The following is a 21278-nucleotide window of genomic DNA, read 5'->3' as shown; positions in this document are numbered from 1 at the left end:
AGCACGCAACAGCTGGCGGTTAGCACAAAGGTCAAGTCATCATGCAATGGGAAATCGTCGTCGGGTTGGAAGTCCACACACAGTTATCCACCAGATCCAAAATCTTTTCCGGCGCCAGCACAGCGTTCGGTGCTGCACCCAACACTCAGGCCAGTGCGGTGGATATCGCGTTGCCGGGCGTGCTGCCAGTACTTAACCGCGGTGCAGTAGAGCGGGCGATACAGCTGGGGCTGGCCATCGATGCGCACATCAGCCGGCGTTCGGTGTTCGCGCGCAAGAATTATTTTTATCCGGATCTGCCCAAGGGCTACCAGATCAGCCAGATGGAGCTGCCGGTGGTCGAGGGTGGTAGCCTGGCCATACAGGTCGGCGATACCGAAAAGACCATCCGCATCACCCGCGCGCATCTGGAAGAGGATGCCGGCAAATCCATGCACGGCGATTTCCATGGCATGACCGGGATCGATCTGAATCGCGCCGGTACGCCGCTGCTGGAGATCGTATCCGAGCCCGACATGCGCGGTTCGGCGGAAGCGGTGGCTTATGCCAAAACGCTGCACAGTCTGGTGGTATGGCTGGGGATTTGCGACGGCAACATGCAGGAAGGCAGCTTCCGCTGCGATGCCAACGTCTCTGTGCGTCCCAAAGGCAGCAGTGAACTGGGTACGCGCTGCGAGATCAAGAATCTCAACTCGTTCCGTTTCCTCGAGCGCGCGATCGAATACGAGGCACGGCGCCAGATCGAGATCAACGAAGACGGCGGCATCATCCGTCAGGAAACCCGGCTGTACGACCCGGACCGTGACGAAACGCGTACCATGCGCAGCAAGGAAGATGCACATGATTACCGCTATTTCCCCGATCCGGATTTGTTGCCGCTGGTGATTTCCGAGGAATGGATAGAGCGTACCCGCGCGGCGATGCCGGAATTGCCGGTGGCGATGCGCGAGCGTTTTGTCAGCCAGTATGCGATTCCCGCTTATGATGCCGGCGTGCTTACCAGCAGCAAGGCCACGGCGACGTATTTTGAACAGCTGGTTGCAGCGGTTGGCGGCGAAGCCAAGCTGTGCGCCAACTGGATCATGGGCGAGCTGTCGGCAGCGCTGAACCGGCATGAACTGGATATTGCGCAAAGCCCGGTCGCGGTTGTGCAACTGGCGGCGCTGATCCGTCGCATCGGTGACGGCACCTTGTCCGGCAAGCTGGCCAAGGAGGTATTCGAAGCGCTGTGGCAGGGTGAAGGCGAGGTGGATGCCATCATTGACGCGCGTGGCCTGAAGCAGGTTTCAGATGTCAGCGCGATCGAAGTCATGGTCGATCAGGTGCTGGCGGCCAATCCGAACCAGGTGGCCGAGTATCGTGCGGGCAAGGAAAAAATGTTCGGTTACCTGATCGGGCAGGCGATGAAGGCGATGAAGGGCAAGGCCAATCCGCAACAGTTGAATGAGGTGTTGTTGCGTAAGCTGGGTTGACGGGATTTCTTAATAACGCTGTGTCAGCGTCATCGTCGTGCCATTGCGCTGTATGTCGGTTTGATTCAAAAAGCTCATGCCGAGCAGTGCGATAGGTAGTCCATTGCCTTCCACGACGGTGCCCGGCACCATATTCAGGCTGATGCCACCGATGCGGATATTGTTGAAGATCACATGATATGCGCCAATGCTGCCGTTGGCGGTGTAAATTGCGCCGCGTTGTCCTTTGCGGTAATTCACTCCCAAACGATCTGCTTCTTGTGTGCTAATGGTGACCAGCGTCGCGCCTGTGTCCACGACGAAATTTACACTGCTGCCGTTAATCGAGCCCACTGAATAAAATTGCCCGCGCCCGTCAGCATTGAGTGTAGCGACAGGCTTGGCACTACCCCCGCTGCCTGTATAAGATTCACCCATCGTCAATACGCGTCGTTTGCCATCGATTTCGAACATGGCCGATTGCGAGTCGGCGCGTAATAAGCGCACGCCTTGCGTGCTGTCACCTACCGCCATGACACGAGGTTTGCCCGAATCGATGACGACCATGGCGCGATCCTTGAATAGGCCGGTGACATTCACATTGCCCGCACTGGCTCCAGTGTTGTAGGCAAGCAGACTCAGTGTCATAAGCTGGAGAGGGAGTTTGATGGATCGCATATGTATATGAATTGAATACGGGATTAGTAGGTCGTTTTGCCGGTCAGTTCGATGAAGCGAGCCTTGTCGGCTTCGAACCGGCTGCGGATGTCAGCCATTTCCTTGTTTTTTTGCGCAAGGATGGATTCCAGATCACCTATATGTTTTGCATTTTCCGTGTATTCCGCAGCAAGCGGGCCTTTGACCGGGATTTTGCCGCCGGCTTGCTGGACTAATTTGGCTTGTTTTGCCTGCAACGGCGCCAGACGCGAGTGGGTGCCATCGATAACGAGTTTGGATTGCTCGAGGTTGCGGTCCCGTGCCAGATCGATTTCGGCGGGCGTGGTGTAGGTGTTCAGCAAGGCTGCATCATGGCGTTTCTGTTCGGTCTGGAGTTGCTTTTCCTTGGCGGCGCGCGCCTGCTCGGCTTCATTGCTGAGGCGCTGTTCCGGCGTCAATGCGGCCGGCGTCTGCTTGATGACCATGCCGCGCTTGCTCATTTCAGTGGTCGCGCGCCCTGCGGCTTGCGGGGGCATGGTATCACCGTAGTGGGTGACGCCCTGCGCGTCTTTCCACTTGAAAATCTCCGCGTGGGCGAGGGTTGCGGCGCTCAGCATAAAAGCGGTGCCGAGTAATAGTTTGCATTTATAGTTATAGTTGGCTGTCATGCTGGATTGGCTCCGTAGGTGGTGCGATATTGTGCTACCGCTGCCGCGTATTGTTCCATGTTCTTATCGGTTTGCAAATAGGCAAGCAGGTCATTCAGATTGGCGATCGCAAAAACCGGAATGCCGTATTGCTGTTGGACTTCCTGTACTGCGGACAGCTCCCCCTGGCCGCGTTCCATGCGGTCGATGGCGATGATCACGCCGGCGGGGGTCGCGCCCTGGCTGCGGATGAGTTCGACCGATTCGCGCACCGATGTGCCGGCGGAGATGACATCGTCGATAATGAGCACGCGCCCCTGCAATGGCGCGCCGACGATATTGCCACCTTCGCCGTGATCCTTGGCTTCCTTGCGATTGAAGCTGTAGGGGGTGTTGCGGCCTTCAGCGGCGAGGGCGATCGCGGTGCTGGCGGCCAGCGGGATGCCTTTGTAGGCCGGTCCGAACAGCACGTCGAATTCTATTCCGGCAGCGAGGATGGCTTTAGCGTAAAATTCGCCTAGTTGCTTTAATGCCAAACCGTCGGCAAACAGGCCGGCGTTAAAGAAGTAGGGACTCATGCGGCCCGCTTTGGTTTTGAATTCGCCGAAGCGCAGCACGTTTTGATCTATGGAAAAGCGCAGGAACTGTTGTCTGAAATCGAACATGATATTGAATTTTGGAATCGCAAAGTGCGTATTATAACTGCCAATTTGAACGGGATTCGCTCCGCAGCGAGCAAAGGCTTTTTTGAATGGATGCTGCGTCAGGACGCCGACTGCGTTTGCGTGCAGGAACTCAAGGCGCAGCAAGCGGATATGCGCTCCGAGATGCTGGCGCCTGAGGGCTACACCGGCTATTTCCATTATGCCGACAAAAAAGGTTACAGCGGTGTCGGCATTTACAGCAAACGGCTGGCAGATGAGGTTATCGTCGGGCTCGGCATCGCCGATATCGATGCCGAAGGCCGTTATCTGGAGGCGCGCTTCGGCAATCTGAGCGTGATTTCGCTGTATTTGCCGTCCGGGTCCAGCGGCGAAGACCGCCAGCAGGTGAAATTCGATTTCCTGGCGCGGTTTTATCCGCACCTCGCAGCGTTGCGGGCGAGCGGACGCGAGGTGGTGATCTGCGGCGACTGGAATATCGCACACAAGGAAATCGACCTGAAAAACTGGAAATCCAATCAGAAGAATTCGGGTTTCCTGCCGGAAGAACGCGCGTGGATGACGCAAGTGCTGGACGAGCTGGTATGGGTGGATGTGCATCGTACCCTGTATCCCGAGGCGACCGGCGAAGCCTATACTTGGTGGAGCAATCGGGGACAGGCCTGGGCGAAGAACGTCGGCTGGCGCATCGATTATCAGCTGGCGACGCCGACCCTCGCCGCCACGGCGACTTCAGCAACTGTTTATAAAGCCGAGCGTTTCTCCGATCATGCGCCGCTGATTGTGGATTACGATTTCCATATCTGATTTCAAGAGCACATTATGCCGACACATCCTTGGTTAGCCGCGTTCAAGGTTTATGCTCATCCCCGTGTGGTGGGGATGCTGTTCCTGGGGTTTTCCTCCGGATTGCCGTTGCTGCTGGTGCTGGGCACGCTGTCGTTCTGGCTGCGCGAGGCAGGGATAGACCGTGCCACCATCGGTCATTTATCATGGGTCGGGCTGGCTTACGGTTTCAAGTGGATGTGGTCGCCGCTGGTGGACCGCATGTCGCTACCGCTGCTTACCCGATGGCTGGGGCGGCGCCGGGCCTGGCTGCTGTTGTCGCAAATCGTCATTGTGCTAGCGCTGCTGGGGATGGCGAATACCGATCCTGCCGTTGATCTGCAGCCGACCATCCTGTTTGCGCTGGCAGTCGCATTTGCGTCCGCAACTCAGGATATTGCCATGGATGCATATCGCATCGAGGCGGTGACGCAGGAAAAGCAGGGCGCGATGGCGGCCACCTATCAGGCGGGTTATCGTATTGCGATGATCACCGCGGGCGCCGGCGTATTGTGGATCGCGTCAGCGGTGGATACCACGCCGGACGCTTATGATTTCAATCCCTGGCACGTCGCTTATCTGGTGATGGCGGTGTGCATGGCAGTAGGGATATTGGCGACATTGACCATACGCGAACCGGAACTGGCACCCAATCCCGTCGCACAACAGGAAGCGAGCGAGGTGCATGCCTGGCTGGCCGGCAAGGGTCTCAGCGGCAAATTGCTGACGGCGGCGGCATGGCTCTATACCGCGGTGCTGAGTCCGTTCATGGATTTTGTGCGTCGTTTCGGCTGGCAGGCGGCATTGATACTGGCGCTGATTGCGATTTACCGGATCTCGGACGTGGTGATGGGCGTGATGAGTAATCCGTTCTACGTGGACATGGGGTATTCCAAGGATGAAGTGGCTACGGTGTCCAAGGTGTTCGGCGTCATCATGACCATAGCCGGCGCAGGCCTTGGCGGCGTGCTGACGGCAAGGATGGGGGTGATGCGCACCCTGTTCCTGGGCGCAGTGCTGTCTGCGGCAACCAATCTGCTGTTCGTCTGGCTGGCCGGACAGGGTCATGACGTCTCGGCGCTGGTGTTTACCGTGTCGGCGGACAATCTTTCCGCCGGTATCGCTTCCAGCGCCTTTGTCGCCTATTTGTCGGGGTTGACCAACAGTGCGTATTCGGCGACGCAATATGCCTTGTTCAGTTCGGTGATGCTGCTGTTGCCCAAGTTCATTGCCGGGTTCTCCGGCGATTTTGTCGATGCTTACGGTTACGCCGATTTCTTTACGGGAACTGCGTTGCTGGGACTGCCGGTGCTGGTGCTGGTGTGGCTGGCAGGACGGGCGCGTCTGCATGTGCAGGATAAATAGATGCCTGAATTAAGTATTTTGTCGGTGTTTCTGGTGGGCTTGCTGGGCGGCGTGCATTGTGTGGGCATGTGCGGTGGCATCGTGACCGCCTTGTCGTTTGCGACGCCGAATGCCAAACCCAGTCTGCCGATGCTGCTGGGCTATAACGGCGGGCGTCTGCTGAGTTATGCGCTGGCCGGTGCGATCGCAGGTGCGGTGGGTGCAAGTACCTTGTTGTTGAACGGTTTTCTTCCGGTGTCGCGCGGGCTGTACGTGTTCGCCAACGTCATGCTGATCCTGCTGGGGCTGTATCTGGCGGGCCTGTCGCGTGCCGTGCTGGTACTGGAGAATCTCGGCGGCGGTATCTGGAAAAGATTGCAACCGCTGATGAAGCGTTTCATGCCGGTGCGTAATCCGGTGCAGGCGCTGCTGGTGGGGATGGTATGGGGCTGGCTGCCGTGCGGGCTGGTGTATTCGGTGCTGATCTCGGCATTGGCTACCGGCAGTGCCGGACATGGCGCATTGCTGATGCTGGCGTTCGGCCTGGGGACCTTGCCCAATCTGCTGGCGATGGGCCTGCTTGCGCAGCGTTTGCAGCATTTGACCCGTCAGCCGTCGGTGCGGCTCGTCGCCGGTCTGCTGGTGGCGTCCTTCGGCGTGCTCGGCCTGGCGCGGCTGATAATCAATTTATAGGTAAAACTCGATGACTCAAACCCATTTGCAGCCGCCTTTGCGCCAGCTCTTCAAGCGTGCGGCCATTGCAGTCGATGCGGTGATACACAAAGGCCAGAATCTGAACCGGGTATTGGCCGACCAGCCCGCGCCGGGGCGGGCAACGGTACAGGACATGTGTTACGCCAGCTTGCGCGAATACGGCGAACTGGCGGCAATGCGCGATGCGCTGCTGACCAAGCCGCTGACGGACCGGGTGATCGCGACTATGCTGGTGGTGGCGCTGCGCCAGGTGCGGGTCAGACCCGATGCGACGCACATGGTGGTGAATGAAGCCGTGGAAGCCGCGGCGGCCATACAGCCGTGGGCGCGAGGACTGACCAACGCCGTATTGCGCAATTATTTGCGGCAGGCGGATGCATTGACAGCAACGGTCATGGCGCAGCCGGTAGCACGCTGGAATTATCCGCAATGGTGGATCGATAAAGTGAGTGCGGCCTACCCGCAGCATTGGCAGGCGGCTTTGGTCGCGGGCAACCAGCATCCGCCGATGACATTGCGAGTCAACGCGCAGCATGGCAACGCAGCGGCTTATCTGGAATGGCTGCAGGACGAAGGCATTGCAGCGCGCCGGACAGGAGAGTGGGCTGTGCAGCTGGCGCAGCCGGTCGCGGTCACTGCGTTGCCCGGGTTCGCCGACGGCCGGGTGTCGGTACAGGATGCCGGTGCGCAATTGGCAGCGACACTACTCGATGTGCATGACGGTCAGCGCGTGCTGGATGCCTGTGCCGCCCCGGGGGGGAAGACCGGTCATATCCTGGAGCTGGCCGCAGTCGATCTGACTGCGCTGGATAGCGACGCCGCACGTTTGCAACGGGTGGGCGAGAATCTGGCGCGGCTGGGATTGGAGGCGCAGCTCAAGCTCGGCGATGCCGGGGATCCGGCGTCGTGGTGGGATGGTGTGGCTTACGATCGCATATTGGCCGATGTGCCGTGTTCGGCATCCGGTGTGGTGCGTCGCCATCCGGATATCAAATGGTTGCGCCGTCCGGATGATATTGCCCAATTCGCCGTACAGCAGGCGGTAATTTTGCCAGCGCTCTGGCGATGTTTGGCAACGGGTGGTAAATTGCTCTATGTGACTTGTTCGATTTTCCCCGAGGAAAATCAGCAGCAAATAGATAGATTTGTAGCAGCGCATGCAGATGCGCGACAATTGCAGCTGGATGGGGAGTGGGTGACGCCGGGACAATTGTTGCCGAACGATAATCACGATGGTTTCTTCTATGCCTTACTTGAAAAAATTTAAATTCTGGCTGGTGATGTTCATGTGGATGGGTGTAAGTGCGCCCATTTTCGCGGCCAGCGAGGGAATACAGATCAAATCGGCCGAACTGAAACAGGTCGAAGATACCTATTATCTGTACGCACAGATGAATGTGACGCTGGGACCGACGCTGGAAGAAGCGATCAAAAAAGGCGTGTCCCTTTATTTCATCACCAAATTCGAGTTCAAACGGCCGCGCTGGTATTGGTGGAATGAAGATCTTGCGAATATCACCCGCGTGACGCGCCTGTCCTACAATGCGCTGTTGCGGCAGTATCTGGTTTCCGGCGTGAATGTGCACGCGCGCAGCGTCGACAAGCTGGAAGATGCGCTGACGATCCTGGGCGAAATCAACGCCTGGCCGGTCATTGCGCGCGACCAGCTGGGCAAGCATGAAAGCTACGAAGCGACATTAAGCATGCGGCTGGATACTTCCCAGTTGCCGAAACCCTTGCAGATCAATGCGATAGCGACCGGCAGATGGGATCTGGAATCCGCTCCTCTGGTGTGGATGATGAACCCGTGAAATACCTGGTTTTACTCAGTTTCATTGTTGGTGCCGGACTGGTTTATTTGCTTTCCAGTGCCAGTGCCAATACTGATCTGTTCGCGCACAATTTCCCGCTGTTGCTGGTGGCGACCGGCTCGCTGGTGGTGGCGATGGTGGTGCTGGTGGGTTACCAGATCGTGCAGCTGCGTCGCAAAATGCGTGCGGGCGTGTTCGGCACCAAGCTCACCATACGGCTGATGCTGGTGTTCGGTCTGATGGCATTGTTACCAGGTGCAGTGGTATATGCGGTATCGGTGCAGTTCCTGTCCAAGAGTATCGAGTCCTGGTTCGACGTGCGCGTCGATACCGCACTGGGCAGCGGCCTGAATCTGGGGCAGGCAGCGCTGGATAACCTGCAGCGCGAACTGACCGTCAAAGCGGATTCCATGGCGCAGCGGCTGGCGGAAACGCCGGCCAGTGTGCATTCCATTGAGCTTAATGCGTTACGCGAACAATACAGTATCCAGGAAGCGACCTTGTTTACTGAACGCGGCAAGCTGATTTCGTTCGCCGGTAACGAGCGGTCCGGGCTTGCGCCCTCGGCCCCGGACAACAGCATACTGTTGCAAGTGCGGCAACAGCAAACTTATGCGCGGATAGAAAATGTTGGTGATCGCGGGTTGTATATACGTGTGGTCGTGCCGGTGAATTTATTGTCGTTTACCGAAAATATCCGGGTGTTGCAGTTGTTGCAGCCGGTGCCGAAAAAACTGGCCGACGATGCAGAGGCCGTGCGTCTGGCTTATCAGGATTATCAGGAACTGTCATTGTCGCGGCTGGGACTGAAACGTCTTTATGGACTGACGCTGACGCTGGCGATGGTATTGGCGCTGCTGGCGACGGTCGCGCTGGCTTTCCTGATCAGCGAACAGATGGCTGCGCCGCTACGCGCGCTGGCCAAGGGTACGCGTGCCGTTGCCAAAGGCGATTTCAGCCAGATGCATCCGGTGAACAGCCGCGACGAGCTGGGCATGCTGACGCAATCGTTTAACCGCATGACCCGTCAGCTGTCGGAAGCGCGTTCGGCGGCAGAGGACAGTCGTGCGCAGATCGAAAAATCCCATGCCTATCTGGAAACCATACTGGGTAATCTGACTTCGGGGGTAGTGGCGCTGGACGAGCAGTTGCGCGTGCGCAGCATCAATCCTGCCGCCGCTCAGATACTTGGGGTAAATGCTGCTGCTTTGCGCGGCATGCAGCCGTATCAGTGGCCGAGCCACGCGCCGCAGCTGGCTGATTTTTCCCATGCCATCGCGTCGCAGTTCCAGGCGCAGCCGGATGCGGACTGGCAGCAGCAAATCGAGTATCGCGGCAATCATGACAAGCGGATTTTGCTGGCGCGCGGCACGCGTCTGCCGAGCGGCATCGACAGCGGCTACATACTGGTGTTCGACGATATCACTTATCTGGTACGCGCGCAGCGCGATGCAGCGTGGGGGGAAGTGGCGCGGCGGCTGGCGCACGAGATCAAGAATCCGCTGACGCCGATCCAGCTTTCGGCAGAACGCATAGAGCATAAGTTCGCGGACAAGCTCAATACTGCCGATGCGGCCACGTTGCGTCGCTCGACGCAGACCATAGTCAATCAGGTATCGGCGATGAAGGAGATGGTGAATGCTTTTGCCGAGTATGCCAAGACCCCGCGTGCACAATTGCTGCCGGTGAACCTGAATGCGCTGGTCGGCGAAGTACTGGATTTGTATGGGCATGATGCTGCCATTCATCTGGATCTGGCGGAGCATTTGCCGCTGGTGATGGGCGATGCGAAGCTGTTGCGGCAGATTATCCATAATCTGTTGCAGAACGCACAGGATGCGCTGATCGATACCGCTCAGCCCTATATCGGCATCGGCACGCGTGTGGCGGATCATGACGTGCAGCTGATTATCACTGATAATGGTTCGGGCTTGCCCGAGCATGTACTGGAGCGTTTGTTTGAACCCTATGCCACGACCAAGCCCAAGGGGACCGGGCTGGGTCTGGCGATTGTGAAGAAAATTATCGAGGAGCATCACGGCGTTATTCGCATGGAAAATCGCCCCGAAGGGGGGGTGGCTGTATGTATTCGTTTACCCGCTGCGGACAAGGCAGGACAAGTGGAGCAAGTGGCATGAGTGGACAGATTTTGGTTGTTGACGATGAAATGGGGATACGCGAACTGTTATCTGAAATCCTGGCGGATGAAGGCTATGATGTCGCGCTTGCAGAAAACGCTGCAATGGCCCGCGAGTACCGGCAGCATACGCGCCCTGATCTGGTGTTGCTGGACATCTGGATGCCGGACATGGATGGCATTAGCCTGCTCAAGGCATGGGCGGCAGCCGGGGAGCTGAGCATGCCGGTGGTGATGATGTCAGGGCACGGCACCATTGATACTGCGGTGGAGGCTACGCGTATCGGCGCGGTAGGTTTTCTGGAAAAACCTATCGCGCTGAAGAAGCTGCTGGAAACGGTGGCTAACAGTCTGAAGCACGAGCCGGCAAAGCTGTCTGTGACATCGAAGGCCAGCGATACGGCGTACGATGAAGTCATTGCCCGGCCCATCGAGCAATCCGGCCCGACTGATGAAGTTTCCGAACCGGCTGCGGCAGGTGCGGAGGTGCAGAACAATTGGTTGGCCAGCATGAACGTGGCGATGAGTTTGCCGCTGCGCGAAGCACGCGATCTCTTCGAACGTCATTATTTTGAACGCCTGATTGAACAGACGGCTGGCAATATGAGCCGGTTGGCGGAACAGGCCGGCGTCGAGCGCACGCATCTGTATCGCAAATTAAAACAGTTGGGCGTGAAATTGCCCAAGAAAGCGGATCAGTAGGTCATGCGAATCGCGACAGGATGAATGGCCGCACACTCATCCTGCCGGTGTTGCCGTTTCAGTAGGTAACGCGGGTAGTGCCGCCGCCACTGAGTACACGTACCCGGTCGCCTGCGCGGAACTGCTGGTCGGCGCCCTGGGTGATGGCGATGGTACGGCCGGAATCGAGTCTGACCGTGATTTCCAGGCCTGTTTGCGACGTCACATTTTCTTCGACAGTGGAACCGGCTACGCCGCCGAGTACCGCGCCAATGACGGCGCCGGCGATCTGGCCCCTGCCGCCGCCCACCTCGCTGCCTGCAATGCCGCCAACCGCCGCACCGCCCAAGGTGCCGACGGGGGACTTGGTACCTTCGATCTTGACGGTGCGGACCGCGACCACTACGCCGGTCTGGACTTCCTGTACAGTTCGGGCCTGACTGCGGTCATAATCGGCACTGCCGAGTCCGCTGGCGCATCCGCTCAGCGCAAATGTTGCGAGCATGGCCAGCGCTAAAGGCTTATTGATATTCATGATGCTCTCCCGTTGAATGAACTGGTAAGGCAATAGATGCGGATGTCGTCTGTTAGTTCAGCTCGCTAGTCCAACTCGTACCCAAATTCGGTTTTGAACAGTTTCTTGATTTCGCCCTGGCTGGGCGCGTGATTCTGGCCGCCGCGATGCGCGATCTTGATCGCGCCCATCAGTGAGGCCAGTCGGCCGGTAGTGGGCCAATCCATGCCATTGCTTATGCCATGCAACAAGCCGGCACGGTAAGCATCGCCGCAACCGGTGGGGTCGAGGACTGCGCTGGCGCGGGCGCAAGGAATGTCGAAAATCTGTCCGCCGGTGTAAATCTGGGAACCCAGCTCGCCACAGGTGACTATCAGCGCACGCACTTGCTGCGCCAGTTCGGGCAGGGTCTTGCCGGTGCGATTCTGCAACAGTTCGGCTTCGTAATCATTGAGGGTGACATAGTCTGCCAGCGCGACAAATTCCATTAAATCATTGCCGTCGAACATCGGCATGCCCTGACCGGGATCAAAAATAAATGGGGTGCCTGCTGCATGAAATTCGCGGGCATGTTGCAGCATGCCGTTACGTCCGTCGGGTGCAACAATGCCGATGGTGATGTCGCTGGCCTGATCGACGTGATTGAAATGCGAGAAGTTCATCGCGCCCGGGTGAAAGGCGGTGATCTGGTTGTCGGATAAATCCGTGGTGATAAAGGCTTGCGCGGTGAAACTGTCATCCACGCTGCGAATATGTTTGCGGCTGATTTCCAGTTTGTCCAGATGGGCGGCATACGGAGCGAAATCGGCGCCGCATGTCGCCATGATCTGCGGATTGCCGCCGAGCAGCTTGAGGTTGTAAGCGATGTTGCCTGCGCAGCCGCCGAATTCGCGGCGCATTTCCGGGACGAGAAATGACACGTTCAGCATGTGGATTTTTTCCGGCAGGATGTGATTTTTGAAATGGTCATGGAATACCATGATGGAGTCAAATGCGAGCGAACCGCAGATCAGGGCAGACATAATGGTTTTCGTGTGATGATAATCTGCCAATTATATCAGATGCCATGCAAGCATCGTTTTCATCGAATATTCATCAGTTAATCATCAATCTGTCGTAATCGCGCGATAGTCTGATTGCATGAAAAAGCTGATTCGCTATCTATTCTGGTGTACGCCGCTGCTGTTGCAATCGCACGATGCCAACGCCTGGGGGCTGTATACCCATGTCTATTTTGCACAATGGCTATTATGGGGCGTGCCATTGCTGGATGGCGAATTGCGCCGCGCGGTGTCGCGTTACCCGAAACTGGTCATGGCCGGGGCATGCCTGCCTGATCTGGCGCTGGTGGGCCGGGCGGTAGGGACGCAGGCGTTCGAGCAGACGCATAACTGGCAGGATGCGACACGCATGCTGCAGCTGGCGCAGAACGACGCGGAACGTGCACTGGCGGTGGGCTATTTCAGTCATCTGTTCGCCGACGTCGTGGCACATCATCATTTTGTCCCGGCGCATGAGCGGCTGTGGCTGGATTGGCCGATGCTGGCGCATACCGTCTCCGAATGGGCGATGGATGCGCATGTGGGCGAGCATCTATTGGCAACGCCGGGGCAATTGCTGCGTGCCGGCGAACAGGAAATTGTGATCCTGATCAGCCGGCATTTTTCGCTTCCGCAGAAACAGGCCAGAGTGGCAGTGCGCGTGCTGGCTCGGGCCGATCAGGGTTTGCGCTGGTGCCGCCTGCCGCAGGGATTGTATCGTGGCGTGATGCGTATGGATAAGCGGGTGGTGCGGCGTTTCAATTATTTTATCAGCGAGACCAGCGCGCGCTTCGAGGAAATAAACAGAGTGCTGGCCGGCGATTCACCCATCCTCGATGCCAACGGCGGTTGTGCCAAGATGGCGCAGCAGCGGTTATCGCAATTCAGCGACCATCAGATCAAACGCGGTCAGCCTTTGCCGGACGATTGCTTTTACGGCTCGCTCCAGGAATTTCACTGAAAATTCATCCGGCCGTATGTGTGGTTTGGTGTGTCCATGCAGTGGCTTTCCGCCCGGCAGGTCTCGCTTCGGCGTTCTTTACGCTTCCGTCTCATCCCCTTGATAAATGAATTTTTAGAGGTCCCCTTAACCTGGCGTTTTTAGGTTAAAATTCAAAGTTGATTATTGGCGGCACGAAATCGTTGATTTCAGTGTGTGCTTTGTTGGATTTAACATTGGGATCAAGCATGAAATTCAATCGTATCTGTGTGTTGGGCGGCAATGGTTTTGTGGGCTCGGTTATTGTTCAAATGCTGGCTGCGCAAGGCCGTCAGGTGCGTGTGCTGACGCGCAACCGCGATCGGGCGAAAGCGCTCACGGTGCTGCCGACGGTGGAAGTCGTGGAAGCGGATATTCATGATCAGGTCGAGCTTAATCGCCAGTTTGAAGGGATGGATGCGGTAATCAATCTGGTCGGGGTGTTGCACGAAATCCGTCATGGCCGCGTTGACAAACCTTCTGCACGTCGTGGCGATTTCCATGAAAATCATGTCGAATTACCGCGCAAGGTGCTGCATGCCTGCGCTGCAAATGGTATTCAGCGCGTGTTGCACATGAGCGCGCTGGGCGCAGACCCGACTTCGCGCAGCGCATACCAGCGTTCCAAGGGGGTGGGTGAGGCATTGATGCGCGAATCCGCCATGCCCAATTCGGAGAATGAGCGCTGGTATCTGGATGGCCCCAAATTCGTTCATGGTTATGGCATGTACACCACTATCTTCCGTCCTTCGGTGATTTTCGGCCGTGGTGACAGCTTCTTGTCGATGTTTGCCGGTCTGGTCAAGTTGCCTGTGCTTCCGCTTGCCAATGCCGGTGCACGTTTCCAGCCGGTATGGGTGGATGATGTGGCCAGGGCCTTCGTTGATGCGCTGGACAATTCCGCGGCTTTCGGCGCAACTTATGATGTCTGCGGGCCCAAGGTCTATACGTTGCGGGAACTGGTCGCGTTTGTTGCGCAGGCGGTGGGCAAAAATCCGCGCATTATTCCGCTGTGCGCCAAGCTGTCTTATCTGCAAGCCTGGGCGCTGGAATTGATGCCCGGCAGGAAACTGATGACCCGTGACAATTATTATGCGATGCAGGTGGATAACGTCTGCGATCACCAGCATCCTGCACCACCCAAGCTACAACCTGCGGCACTCGAAGCTATCGCACCGGAATACTTGAGCGGCGCAACGCCGCGTGGCCGGTATACCGAGTTCCGGCACCACGCCGGCAGGTAATTCGAGCATGGAAGTGTTCGCGGTCGGCGGCGCAATCCGGGATAGTCTGCTCGGATTGCCGGTCAAGGATCGCGATTACGTCGTTGTCGGCGCCACCCCTGAGCAGATGGTGGCACAGGGGTTTCTGCCCGTCGGCAAGGACTTTCCCGTTTTTCTGCATCCCCGTACGCGTGAAGAATATGCGCTGGCGCGCACCGAACGCAAAACCGCACCGGGATACAAGGGCTTTGTGGTCCATGCCGATCCCGATGTGACCCTGGAGCAGGATCTGGCGCGCCGCGATTTTACCGTGAACGCCATTGCCCAAACGGTCACCGGCGAGCTGGTCGATCCCTATCATGGTCAGGCCGATCTTGCGGCGCGCGTGTTTCGTCATGTCAGTGCCGCGTTTGCCGAAGACCCGGTGCGCATACTGCGCGCCGCCCGGTTCATGGCGCGGTTTGCCGAATTCACGATCGCGCCGGAAACCATGGGCTTGATGCGGCAAATGGTCGCGGCTGGCGAAGTCGATCATCTGGTGCCGGAACGGGTATGGCAGGAGTTGGCGCGGGGCTTGATGGAAGCGCATCCGTCGCGCATGTTCGCTACGCTGCGCGAATGCGGGGCATTGGCGCGGATCATGCCCGAGATCGATTGCTTGTTCGGCGTGCCGCAACCCCCGCAGCATCACCCTGAGATCGATACCGGCATACATGTGATGATGGTGGTGGATTACGCCGCCAGTCAGGGCTTCAGTTTGCCGGTACGTTTTGCCGCGCTGACTCATGATCTCGGCAAAGGCACCACGCCGCCGGCATTGTGGCCGCGCCATCACGGACATGAGGCGCGCAGCGTGACGCTGGTGAAGCAGCTGTGCGTGCGTTTGCGCGTGCCCAATGACTGCCGTGATCTGGCAGTGATTGCTGCGCGCTATCATGGCGATATTCACCGTGCCCGGCAATTGCGTGCAGAGACCGTTATCAGGATATTTGAAGCCACTGATGCATTCCGTCGTCCGCAGCGTTTCACCGAATTACTGCAGGCTTGTGTGTCCGATGCGCGGGGACGCCCCGGCTACGAGACGGTGGCGTACCCTGCTGCCGATTATCTGCAAGCCGCTTTGTGTGCCGCACAGCAAATTGATACTGCAGGCATTGTGGCGGCTACCGCTGAGGCGGAGAAGATCGGTTTGAATATCCGTGCCGCGCGTATCCAGGCGATTGGCCGGTTATCGGTTTAGAACCGTGCCGATTTTCTGGGTTATACTTAACGCATGAAACTTATTATTCTGGACCGTGACGGCGTCATTAATCTGGACTCCGATCACTTTATCAAAAGCCCCGACGAGTGGAAGCCAATTGCTGGCAGTCTGGAAGCAATAGCGCGGCTCAATCAGGCGGGCTATCGTGTCGTGGTAGCGACGAATCAGTCGGGGGTGGGACGCGGCTTGTTCGATATGGCGATGCTGAATGCGATCCATGCGAAAATGCATAAAGCGGCAGCCACTGTGGGCGGCCGCATCGACGCGGTATTTTATTGCCCGCATGCCGCCGACGCCAAATGCGCTTGCCGCAAGCCGCAAGCCGGCATGTATCTGGAAATCGCCGAACGCTTCGACATGTCATTGATCGCCGTGCCGGCCGTGGGCGACAGCCTGCGCGATTTGCAAGCGGCCGCTGCAGTAGGGGCGGCGCCCATTCTGGTGCTGACAGGTAAAGGCGAGAAAACGCGGGCAGCAGGCGATTTGCCCGAGGGTACGAGAATCGTTGCCGATCTGGCGGGTGCAGTGGATGAGGTGCTGAAGTAATGGTGGTGTTGCGTTCCGTGGTGTTTTTGTTGTTGCAGTCGATACTTACGGTCATATTTGCATTTTTTGCGCTGCTGACATTTCCTTTTCCGTTATTCACCCGCTATCGTGTCATTACCGGCTGGAACCGGGCGGTAGTCTGGCTGGCGCGCTGGGTGTGCGGCATACGTTATCAGGTGCTGGGTATGGAGAATTTGCCTGCCGTGCCGGCGATTGTTATGGCGAAACATCAGTCTGCATGGGAAACCATAGCCTTGCCCATATTATTGCCGCCGATGGCTGTCGTGCTGAAGCGTGAATTGCTGCGTATCCCGTTTTTTGGCTGGGGTATGGCGATGCTGGCGCCGATCGCCATTAATCGCGGCGACGGGCGTGCTGCGTTAAAGCAGATTGCCGAGCAGGGTAAACAGCGGCTGGCCGATGGCTTGGGCGTGCTGATTTTTCCCGAAGGTACACGGGTTGTTTCCGGTCAGGTAGGTAAATATGGCATTGGCGGCGCATGGCTGGCGACTCATGCCGGTTCGCTGGTCGTGCCGGTCGCGCATAACGCCGGAGAATTATGGTCGAAGAATGCATTTTTGAAACGCCCGGGATTGATTACAGTAAGCATAGGTCCGGTGATTGACCCTGCCGGCATGAAGCCCGATGCGCTCAATCAGCGAGTGCAGTCTTGGATAGAGTCGGAAATGACGCATTTGCCCAGGTATGCGCAAGCTTCAGCGAAGCAGTGAATTGCGTCAAATTGTATTGCATGGAACCAGTCGGCAATATAATCTGAAACGCAGTACGGCACGGACGACTCTGGCGCTGACTGTGAATAGGCAGGGGCTGGTCGTGCATGCGCCGTGGGCTTTGCCGCTGTTTCATATTGAGCGTTTTGTGCTGGATAAGGCATCCTGGATTGCGGAGAAGCTGGCAAGGCATGTTGTGCCGGAGTCAGTTGGCCCGTACTGGCGGGATGGGATGAAGCTTTTGTATCTGGGTGAAGAGGTTGCGCTTGAAGTGGGTGCTCACATTCCGGCAGTGTCGCTTAAGGATAGGGTTTTGTATGCGCCACAACTGGCAGACTTGGGAACTGTCGTGCCGGCTTGGTATCAAAGTGTGGCTCTGGGGTATTTTCAGGCGCGGTTCGCGCAGTTCGTGCCGCTGCTGTCACGGCAGCCAAGTCGGCTTAAGCTGTCCAGTGCGCGCACTCGTTGGGGCAGTTGCACGCGGGAGGGTGTGATACGTTTGAATTGGCGTTTGATTCAGGCATCCACTGCAGAAATAGATTACGTGCTGGCGCATGAGCTGGCGCATTTAAGGCATATGAATCATTCGGCCAGTTTCTGGCAAGAGTTGATGCGGATTTATCCGGATTACCAGACATCGCACAATTTATTGCGAATGCATGGACATCGCTATTACCGGATATCCTCGTAGTGAAATGAACCTATAGCTCTTTACCGGCTTCTAATCGATAAATTAACCTGGAATAACGAAATGCGTCTGTCTGCTTTTTACATCATAGTGTTAAGTGCCACCTTGTCAGCGCTGACGCCGGTTATGGCAGCAACGCCAACGTCGAAGGCGGTTGCCGAAGAAGAAAAACTACCCAAGCAAGTGCTTACCAACCAGATATTGTATCAATTCCTGGTTGCCGAGATTGCGGGGCAGCGCGGCGATCTGGCGCTGGCGAGCGAAGCCTATCTGGATCTGGCTAAAACTACGCGCGATCCGCGTATTGCCAAACGTGCAACCGAGATTGCGTTATACGCACGTCAAGCCAAAGCAGCGGAATCGGCTTCGAAATTATGGCTGGATCTGGAGCCGCAATCGGTTAGTGCACGCCAGACGGCGGCCTCGATATTGTTAGGGGGCGGCAAATTGGCCGACGCCAAACCTTATTTGCAGCAATTGCTGGCCGCTAATCGCGAGAATGCGGGTGCGGCATTCATCCATCTGGGAGCGATGCTGGGTGCTCAGCCGGACAAGACTGCCGGGCTGGCGCTGGTGCAGGAGCTGGCGCAGCCTTATCCTGATTTGCCCGAGGCGCATCTGGTATTGGCTCAGGCTGCCGCCCGCGCCGGGAAATTTGATTTGGCGTTGGCTGAACTGGATGTGCTGCACAAGCTCAAGCCGGATTGGGAAGCGGCAGCGTTATTGCGCCTGGAGATATTGAGCCGGGATGGTAAATTCGATGGTAATACCTACGCTCAGGATTATCTCAAGCGCTACCCCGATGCCAAGGAATTGCGGTTGGGTTACGCGCGCGCTTTGCTGAATCAGAATCGTTTGCCGGAAGCGCGTGACCAATTCCGCATATTGGCAAAAGTGGTGCCGGACAGTCCGGAGATGCAGTTGGCAATAGGTTTGATTTCATTGCAGATGAATGATCTGGACGCGGCTGACGCGGCCTTCAGGTCGGCGCTGAAATTGAACTATGTCGATTCGAGCGCGGTGCAGATTTATCTGGGGCAGGTTGCGGAAGCGCGAGGACGGAATGACGAGGCCGCATCCTGGTATCAGGCTGTGCCCAAAGGCCCGCAATATTTAATCGCGCAGGCAAAATACGCCAAACTGCTTGCAAAACAGGGCAGACTGGCGGCAGCGCGTACTTACCTGCATGCAATCAAGGTCGATAATGATGCTGATCGCGTGCGCCTGATTCAGGCCGAGGCCGACTTGCTGCGTGAAGCCAAAGACGATGCGGGGGTCTATGAATTGCTGGGCGAAGCGCTGGCAACTCGCCCGGATTCGATCGAGCTGCTGTATGATCATGCCATGGCCGCCGAGCGTTTGAATCATCTGGATGTGATGGAGAAGGATTTGCGCCATCTGCTGAAGTTGCAGCCCGAACACGCGCAAGCGCTGAATGCATTAGGGTATACCCTGGCTGATCATAATATAAGACTGCCCGAGGCGGTGGCGTTATTGGAACAGGCGCTTAAGCTTGCACCGAATGATCCTTTTATACTTGATAGCATGGGATGGGCGCAATACCGTCTGGGTAAATTGGACATTGCCGTGGAGTATTTGCACCGCGCATTCAGTGCGCGTCCCGATCCCGAAATCGCTGCGCATCTGGGTGAGGTGTTGTGGGCGCAAGGCAAGCGTGACGAGGCACGCAAATTATGGCAGACTGCGTTGACGAGCAGCCCGAACAATCAGGCGCTGCTTGATGTGATGGCGAAATTCAAGTAGTTGATGATGCGCTGGTGGTTAATGCTGGTTGCGTCGGTTTTGACGGGATGCGCGAGCGCGCCGCCCCGGATCGCTGTGCCGGGCCTGAATCAGGCCGTGCAGGAACGGTTCGAGCTGGATGGGCGCATGGCTGTGCGTTACCGGAATGATAGCTCTTCCGCTGCGATACACTGGCGGCACCGTCCAGAGATCGATAACCTGACCCTGTCTACGCCATTGGGGCAAACTTTAACTGCGCTTACCCGTGACGCCGATGGAGTGACGCTGGTCGATAGTGAGCAAAAAACGCATCGTGCGCAAAATGTCGCGGATTTGACTGAGCGCTTATTGGGTTGGCAGTTGCCACTGGAAAATCTTGCTTACTGGATCGTAGGCCATGCGGCGCCGGACCAGACCTATCAAGTGCAGCAGGATGCTGAACATGGTATTACGCGTTTGACTCAGGCGGGCTGGGTGGTGACTTACAGCCGTTGGCAGCAAGTAGGCGGCGTGAATCTGCCTAATAAATTGACTCTTGTCGGGCGAGGTGTAGAAGTGCGTCTGGCGATCGGCGACTGGAAGCTGGCAGGGCTGGAATGAACGAAATCAATTGCCCCGCACCGGCCAAGCTGAATTTGTTTCTGCATGTCATCGGTCGCCGGTCGGACGGTTATCATTTGCTCGAAACAGTTTTTCGTTTTGTTGATTATGGCGATATTGTGCACCTGCGTTTGCGTCATGATGAGCGTATCGTGCGCGTACACCCGTTGGCCGGCGTACCGGAAGAACAGGATCTGTGTGTGCGTGCTGCGCGCTTGTTGCAGCAGACCGCGGCTGTGTCGCTTGGTGTGGAGATAAGCCTGGATAAGCGCTTGCCGATGGGCGGCGGTCTGGGCGGAGGCAGTTCGGATGCGGCAAGTGTGCTGCTGGGATTGAATCGGCTGTGGCGATTAAACTGGCCGCGCGAGCGTTTGCAGACGCTGGCTTTGCAGCTGGGCGCCGATGTACCGGTATTCGTGTTCGGGCAAAGCGCATTTGCCCAAGGCATCGGTGAGCAGCTGCAGGCCGTGACGCTCAGTCCCGCCTGGTATTTGGTGCTTGTCCCGCCTGTGCATGTGTCCACACCAAAGATTTTTGCACATCAGCAATTGACAAGAGACAGTAAAAGCATCAGAATAACGGACTTTTCCGAGGCTGCACAATTGTTGGGCCTGACACGAAATGATTTGCAAGCTGTAGCGTGTTTGGAGTATCCGGTAGTGGCAGAGTATTTGGCTTGGTTAAACCAGTATGCGCCAGCGCGGATGACTGGGTCGGGAGCGTGCGTTTTCGCAGAGTTTGCCGACGAGATGCAGGCACAGAAAGTATATGCATTGCTGCCCGGGAATATGCGCGGGTTTGTAGCGCGCGGCATGGACAGGCATCCGCTTTATGATTTAGCGAAGTAAGCCGGTTTGCAGGCTTGCGTTGCGCAAGTAACAACAGGGGAGTCGCCAAGTGGTAAGGCATCGGATTTTGATTCCGACATTCGCAGGTTCGATCCCTGCCTCCCCTGCCAAATGTGTAGTGACTTATAGTGATAAAATAAAAGCGTGTAATGTGTCGTTACACGCTTTTATTTTTT

The 21278-nt window shown here is 57.1% G+C and carries 22 protein-coding genes and 1 tRNA gene; 18 read left to right on the top strand and 5 right to left on the bottom strand.

All coding sequences use genetic code 11. The features are described from left to right. Positions 1 to 41: 41 nt before the first annotated feature. Positions 42 to 1472 carry an Asp-tRNA(Asn)/Glu-tRNA(Gln) amidotransferase subunit GatB gene (gatB, locus tag CAP31_RS12390; RefSeq protein WP_087447817.1) on the top strand — a complete coding sequence of 477 codons (1431 nt, stop codon included), beginning with the start codon at positions 42 to 44 and terminating at the stop codon, positions 1470 to 1472. A 9-nt stretch (positions 1473 to 1481) separates the two neighbouring features. Here the strand turns inward: gatB and CAP31_RS12385 are convergent, their stop codons facing one another. Genes CAP31_RS12385 through pyrE form a run of 3 tightly spaced genes read right to left on the bottom strand, consistent with a single transcriptional unit; the run spans position 1482 to position 3420 of the window. Beyond that, positions 1482 to 2129 carry a TIGR02281 family clan AA aspartic protease gene (locus CAP31_RS12385; RefSeq protein WP_223247278.1) on the bottom strand — a complete coding sequence of 216 codons (648 nt, stop codon included), beginning with the start codon at positions 2127 to 2129 and terminating at the stop codon, positions 1482 to 1484. Between the two features lie 23 nt (positions 2130 to 2152). Next, positions 2153 to 2776 carry a DUF4124 domain-containing protein gene (locus tag CAP31_RS12380; RefSeq protein WP_087447816.1) on the bottom strand — a complete coding sequence of 208 codons (624 nt, stop codon included), beginning with the start codon at positions 2774 to 2776 and terminating at the stop codon, positions 2153 to 2155. Beyond that, entirely contained in the window at positions 2773 to 3420 is a 648-nt protein-coding gene (gene pyrE, locus CAP31_RS12375; RefSeq protein ID WP_087447815.1) for an orotate phosphoribosyltransferase, read from the bottom strand. The genes CAP31_RS12380 and pyrE overlap by 4 nt, the downstream gene beginning before the upstream one ends. A 24-nt stretch (positions 3421 to 3444) precedes the next feature. Between pyrE and CAP31_RS12370 the strand changes: the two genes are divergently transcribed. From CAP31_RS12370 to CAP31_RS12340, 7 genes are read left to right on the top strand one after another with little or no spacing between them, the layout of a single operon-like run. Beyond that, positions 3445 to 4224, top strand: a complete 780-nt coding sequence (locus CAP31_RS12370) for an exodeoxyribonuclease III (protein WP_087447814.1) — start codon at positions 3445 to 3447, stop codon at positions 4222 to 4224. A gap of 15 nt (positions 4225 to 4239) precedes the next feature. After that, positions 4240 to 5607: an MFS transporter gene (locus CAP31_RS12365; protein ID WP_087447813.1), complete on the top strand. Its 1368-nt coding sequence runs from the start codon at positions 4240 to 4242 to the stop codon at positions 5605 to 5607. Then, a complete protein-coding gene (locus CAP31_RS12360) occupies positions 5608 to 6279 on the top strand; it encodes a sulfite exporter TauE/SafE family protein (protein WP_087447812.1) in 672 nt (223 codons plus the stop codon). Between the two features lie 10 nt (positions 6280 to 6289). After that, positions 6290 to 7567 carry a 16S rRNA (cytosine(967)-C(5))-methyltransferase RsmB gene (rsmB, locus tag CAP31_RS12355; RefSeq protein WP_087447811.1) on the top strand — a complete coding sequence of 426 codons (1278 nt, stop codon included), beginning with the start codon at positions 6290 to 6292 and terminating at the stop codon, positions 7565 to 7567. Further along, complete coding sequence (locus CAP31_RS12350; protein WP_157662748.1) at positions 7545 to 8111, top strand: DUF4390 domain-containing protein; 567 nt, start codon at positions 7545 to 7547, stop codon at positions 8109 to 8111. Before rsmB ends, CAP31_RS12350 begins: the two co-directional genes overlap by 23 nt. Continuing rightward, the gene (locus CAP31_RS12345; protein WP_087448384.1) at positions 8108 to 10249 is read left to right on the top strand and encodes an ATP-binding protein; all 2142 of its coding nucleotides are present in this window, start codon (positions 8108 to 8110) and stop codon (positions 10247 to 10249) included. The genes CAP31_RS12350 and CAP31_RS12345 overlap by 4 nt, the downstream gene beginning before the upstream one ends. After that, positions 10246 to 10950 (top strand): response regulator, encoded by a 705-nt coding sequence (locus CAP31_RS12340; RefSeq protein ID WP_087447809.1) that lies wholly within the window; start codon positions 10246 to 10248, stop codon positions 10948 to 10950. The genes CAP31_RS12345 and CAP31_RS12340 overlap by 4 nt, the downstream gene beginning before the upstream one ends. 58 nt (positions 10951 to 11008) lie before the next feature. Here CAP31_RS12340 and CAP31_RS12335 read toward each other — a convergent pair whose 3' ends face one another. After that, positions 11009 to 11464 carry a glycine zipper 2TM domain-containing protein gene (locus tag CAP31_RS12335; protein WP_087447808.1) on the bottom strand — a complete coding sequence of 152 codons (456 nt, stop codon included), beginning with the start codon at positions 11462 to 11464 and terminating at the stop codon, positions 11009 to 11011. Between the two features lie 65 nt (positions 11465 to 11529). Continuing rightward, positions 11530 to 12465, bottom strand: a complete 936-nt coding sequence (locus tag CAP31_RS12330) for a carbohydrate kinase family protein (protein WP_087447807.1) — start codon at positions 12463 to 12465, stop codon at positions 11530 to 11532. 118 nt (positions 12466 to 12583) lie between these two features. Between CAP31_RS12330 and CAP31_RS12325 the strand changes: the two genes are divergently transcribed. The 10 genes from CAP31_RS12325 to CAP31_RS12280 all read left to right on the top strand — a co-directional run bounded on the left by CAP31_RS12325 (position 12584) and on the right by CAP31_RS12280 (position 21212). Continuing rightward, positions 12584 to 13444: a zinc dependent phospholipase C family protein gene (locus tag CAP31_RS12325; RefSeq protein WP_087447806.1), complete on the top strand. Its 861-nt coding sequence runs from the start codon at positions 12584 to 12586 to the stop codon at positions 13442 to 13444. 227 nt (positions 13445 to 13671) lie between these two features. Next, positions 13672 to 14706, top strand: a complete 1035-nt coding sequence (locus CAP31_RS12320) for a complex I NDUFA9 subunit family protein (protein WP_087447805.1) — start codon at positions 13672 to 13674, stop codon at positions 14704 to 14706. Positions 14707 to 14713: 7 nt separating this feature from the next. Then, positions 14714 to 15925, top strand: a complete 1212-nt coding sequence (locus tag CAP31_RS12315) for a multifunctional CCA addition/repair protein (RefSeq protein ID WP_087447804.1) — start codon at positions 14714 to 14716, stop codon at positions 15923 to 15925. 33 nt (positions 15926 to 15958) lie between these two features. Beyond that, the gene (gene gmhB / locus CAP31_RS12310) at positions 15959 to 16492 is read left to right on the top strand and encodes a D-glycero-beta-D-manno-heptose 1,7-bisphosphate 7-phosphatase (RefSeq protein ID WP_087447803.1); all 534 of its coding nucleotides are present in this window, start codon (positions 15959 to 15961) and stop codon (positions 16490 to 16492) included. Continuing rightward, a complete protein-coding gene (locus tag CAP31_RS12305; protein ID WP_087447802.1) occupies positions 16492 to 17223 on the top strand; it encodes a 1-acyl-sn-glycerol-3-phosphate acyltransferase in 732 nt (243 codons plus the stop codon). Before gmhB ends, CAP31_RS12305 begins: the two co-directional genes overlap by 1 nt. Position 17224: 1 nt before the next feature. After that, positions 17225 to 17914 carry a M48 family metallopeptidase gene (locus tag CAP31_RS12300; protein ID WP_157662747.1) on the top strand — a complete coding sequence of 230 codons (690 nt, stop codon included), beginning with the start codon at positions 17225 to 17227 and terminating at the stop codon, positions 17912 to 17914. Positions 17915 to 17974: 60 nt separating this feature from the next. Next, on the top strand, positions 17975 to 19675 hold the full coding sequence (locus CAP31_RS12295) for a tetratricopeptide repeat protein (RefSeq protein ID WP_087447800.1): 1701 nt from the start codon (positions 17975 to 17977) through the stop codon (positions 19673 to 19675). A gap of 6 nt (positions 19676 to 19681) precedes the next feature. Then, positions 19682 to 20254, top strand: a complete 573-nt coding sequence (gene lolB / locus CAP31_RS12290; RefSeq protein ID WP_189836619.1) for a lipoprotein insertase outer membrane protein LolB — start codon at positions 19682 to 19684, stop codon at positions 20252 to 20254. Next, positions 20251 to 21102: a 4-(cytidine 5'-diphospho)-2-C-methyl-D-erythritol kinase gene (gene ispE, locus CAP31_RS12285; protein ID WP_087447798.1), complete on the top strand. Its 852-nt coding sequence runs from the start codon at positions 20251 to 20253 to the stop codon at positions 21100 to 21102. The genes lolB and ispE overlap by 4 nt, the downstream gene beginning before the upstream one ends. A 35-nt stretch (positions 21103 to 21137) precedes the next feature. Next, positions 21138 to 21212: transfer RNA gene (locus tag CAP31_RS12280), tRNA-Gln, on the top strand. Positions 21213 to 21278 lie beyond the last annotated feature (66 nt).

This window comes from Sulfuriferula sp. AH1, assembly GCF_002162035.1.
Taxonomy (GTDB): Bacteria; Pseudomonadota; Gammaproteobacteria; order Burkholderiales; family Sulfuriferulaceae; genus Sulfuriferula.
This window is presented reverse-complemented; position numbering and strand designations above follow the sequence as displayed.

Coding starts and splice junctions, on each gene's coding strand:
- gatB (WP_087447817.1), top strand. CDS start 42: ATGCAATGGGAAATCGTCGTCGGGTTGGAAGTCCACACACAGTTATCC.
- CAP31_RS12385 (WP_223247278.1), bottom strand. CDS start 2,129: ATGCGATCCATCAAACTCCCTCTCCAGCTTATGACACTGAGTCTGCTT.
- CAP31_RS12380 (WP_087447816.1), bottom strand. CDS start 2,776: ATGACAGCCAACTATAACTATAAATGCAAACTATTACTCGGCACCGCT.
- pyrE (WP_087447815.1), bottom strand. CDS start 3,420: ATGTTCGATTTCAGACAACAGTTCCTGCGCTTTTCCATAGATCAAAAC.
- CAP31_RS12365 (WP_087447813.1), top strand. CDS start 4,240: ATGCCGACACATCCTTGGTTAGCCGCGTTCAAGGTTTATGCTCATCCC.
- CAP31_RS12360 (WP_087447812.1), top strand. CDS start 5,608: ATGCCTGAATTAAGTATTTTGTCGGTGTTTCTGGTGGGCTTGCTGGGC.
- rsmB (WP_087447811.1), top strand. CDS start 6,290: ATGACTCAAACCCATTTGCAGCCGCCTTTGCGCCAGCTCTTCAAGCGT.
- CAP31_RS12350 (WP_157662748.1), top strand. CDS start 7,545: ATGCCTTACTTGAAAAAATTTAAATTCTGGCTGGTGATGTTCATGTGG.
- CAP31_RS12340 (WP_087447809.1), top strand. CDS start 10,246: ATGAGTGGACAGATTTTGGTTGTTGACGATGAAATGGGGATACGCGAA.
- CAP31_RS12335 (WP_087447808.1), bottom strand. CDS start 11,464: ATGAATATCAATAAGCCTTTAGCGCTGGCCATGCTCGCAACATTTGCG.
- CAP31_RS12330 (WP_087447807.1), bottom strand. CDS start 12,465: ATGTCTGCCCTGATCTGCGGTTCGCTCGCATTTGACTCCATCATGGTA.
- CAP31_RS12325 (WP_087447806.1), top strand. CDS start 12,584: ATGAAAAAGCTGATTCGCTATCTATTCTGGTGTACGCCGCTGCTGTTG.
- CAP31_RS12320 (WP_087447805.1), top strand. CDS start 13,672: ATGAAATTCAATCGTATCTGTGTGTTGGGCGGCAATGGTTTTGTGGGC.
- CAP31_RS12315 (WP_087447804.1), top strand. CDS start 14,714: ATGGAAGTGTTCGCGGTCGGCGGCGCAATCCGGGATAGTCTGCTCGGA.
- gmhB (WP_087447803.1), top strand. CDS start 15,959: ATGAAACTTATTATTCTGGACCGTGACGGCGTCATTAATCTGGACTCC.
- CAP31_RS12305 (WP_087447802.1), top strand. CDS start 16,492: ATGGTGGTGTTGCGTTCCGTGGTGTTTTTGTTGTTGCAGTCGATACTT.
- CAP31_RS12295 (WP_087447800.1), top strand. CDS start 17,975: ATGCGTCTGTCTGCTTTTTACATCATAGTGTTAAGTGCCACCTTGTCA.
- lolB (WP_189836619.1), top strand. CDS start 19,682: ATGCGCTGGTGGTTAATGCTGGTTGCGTCGGTTTTGACGGGATGCGCG.
- ispE (WP_087447798.1), top strand. CDS start 20,251: ATGAACGAAATCAATTGCCCCGCACCGGCCAAGCTGAATTTGTTTCTG.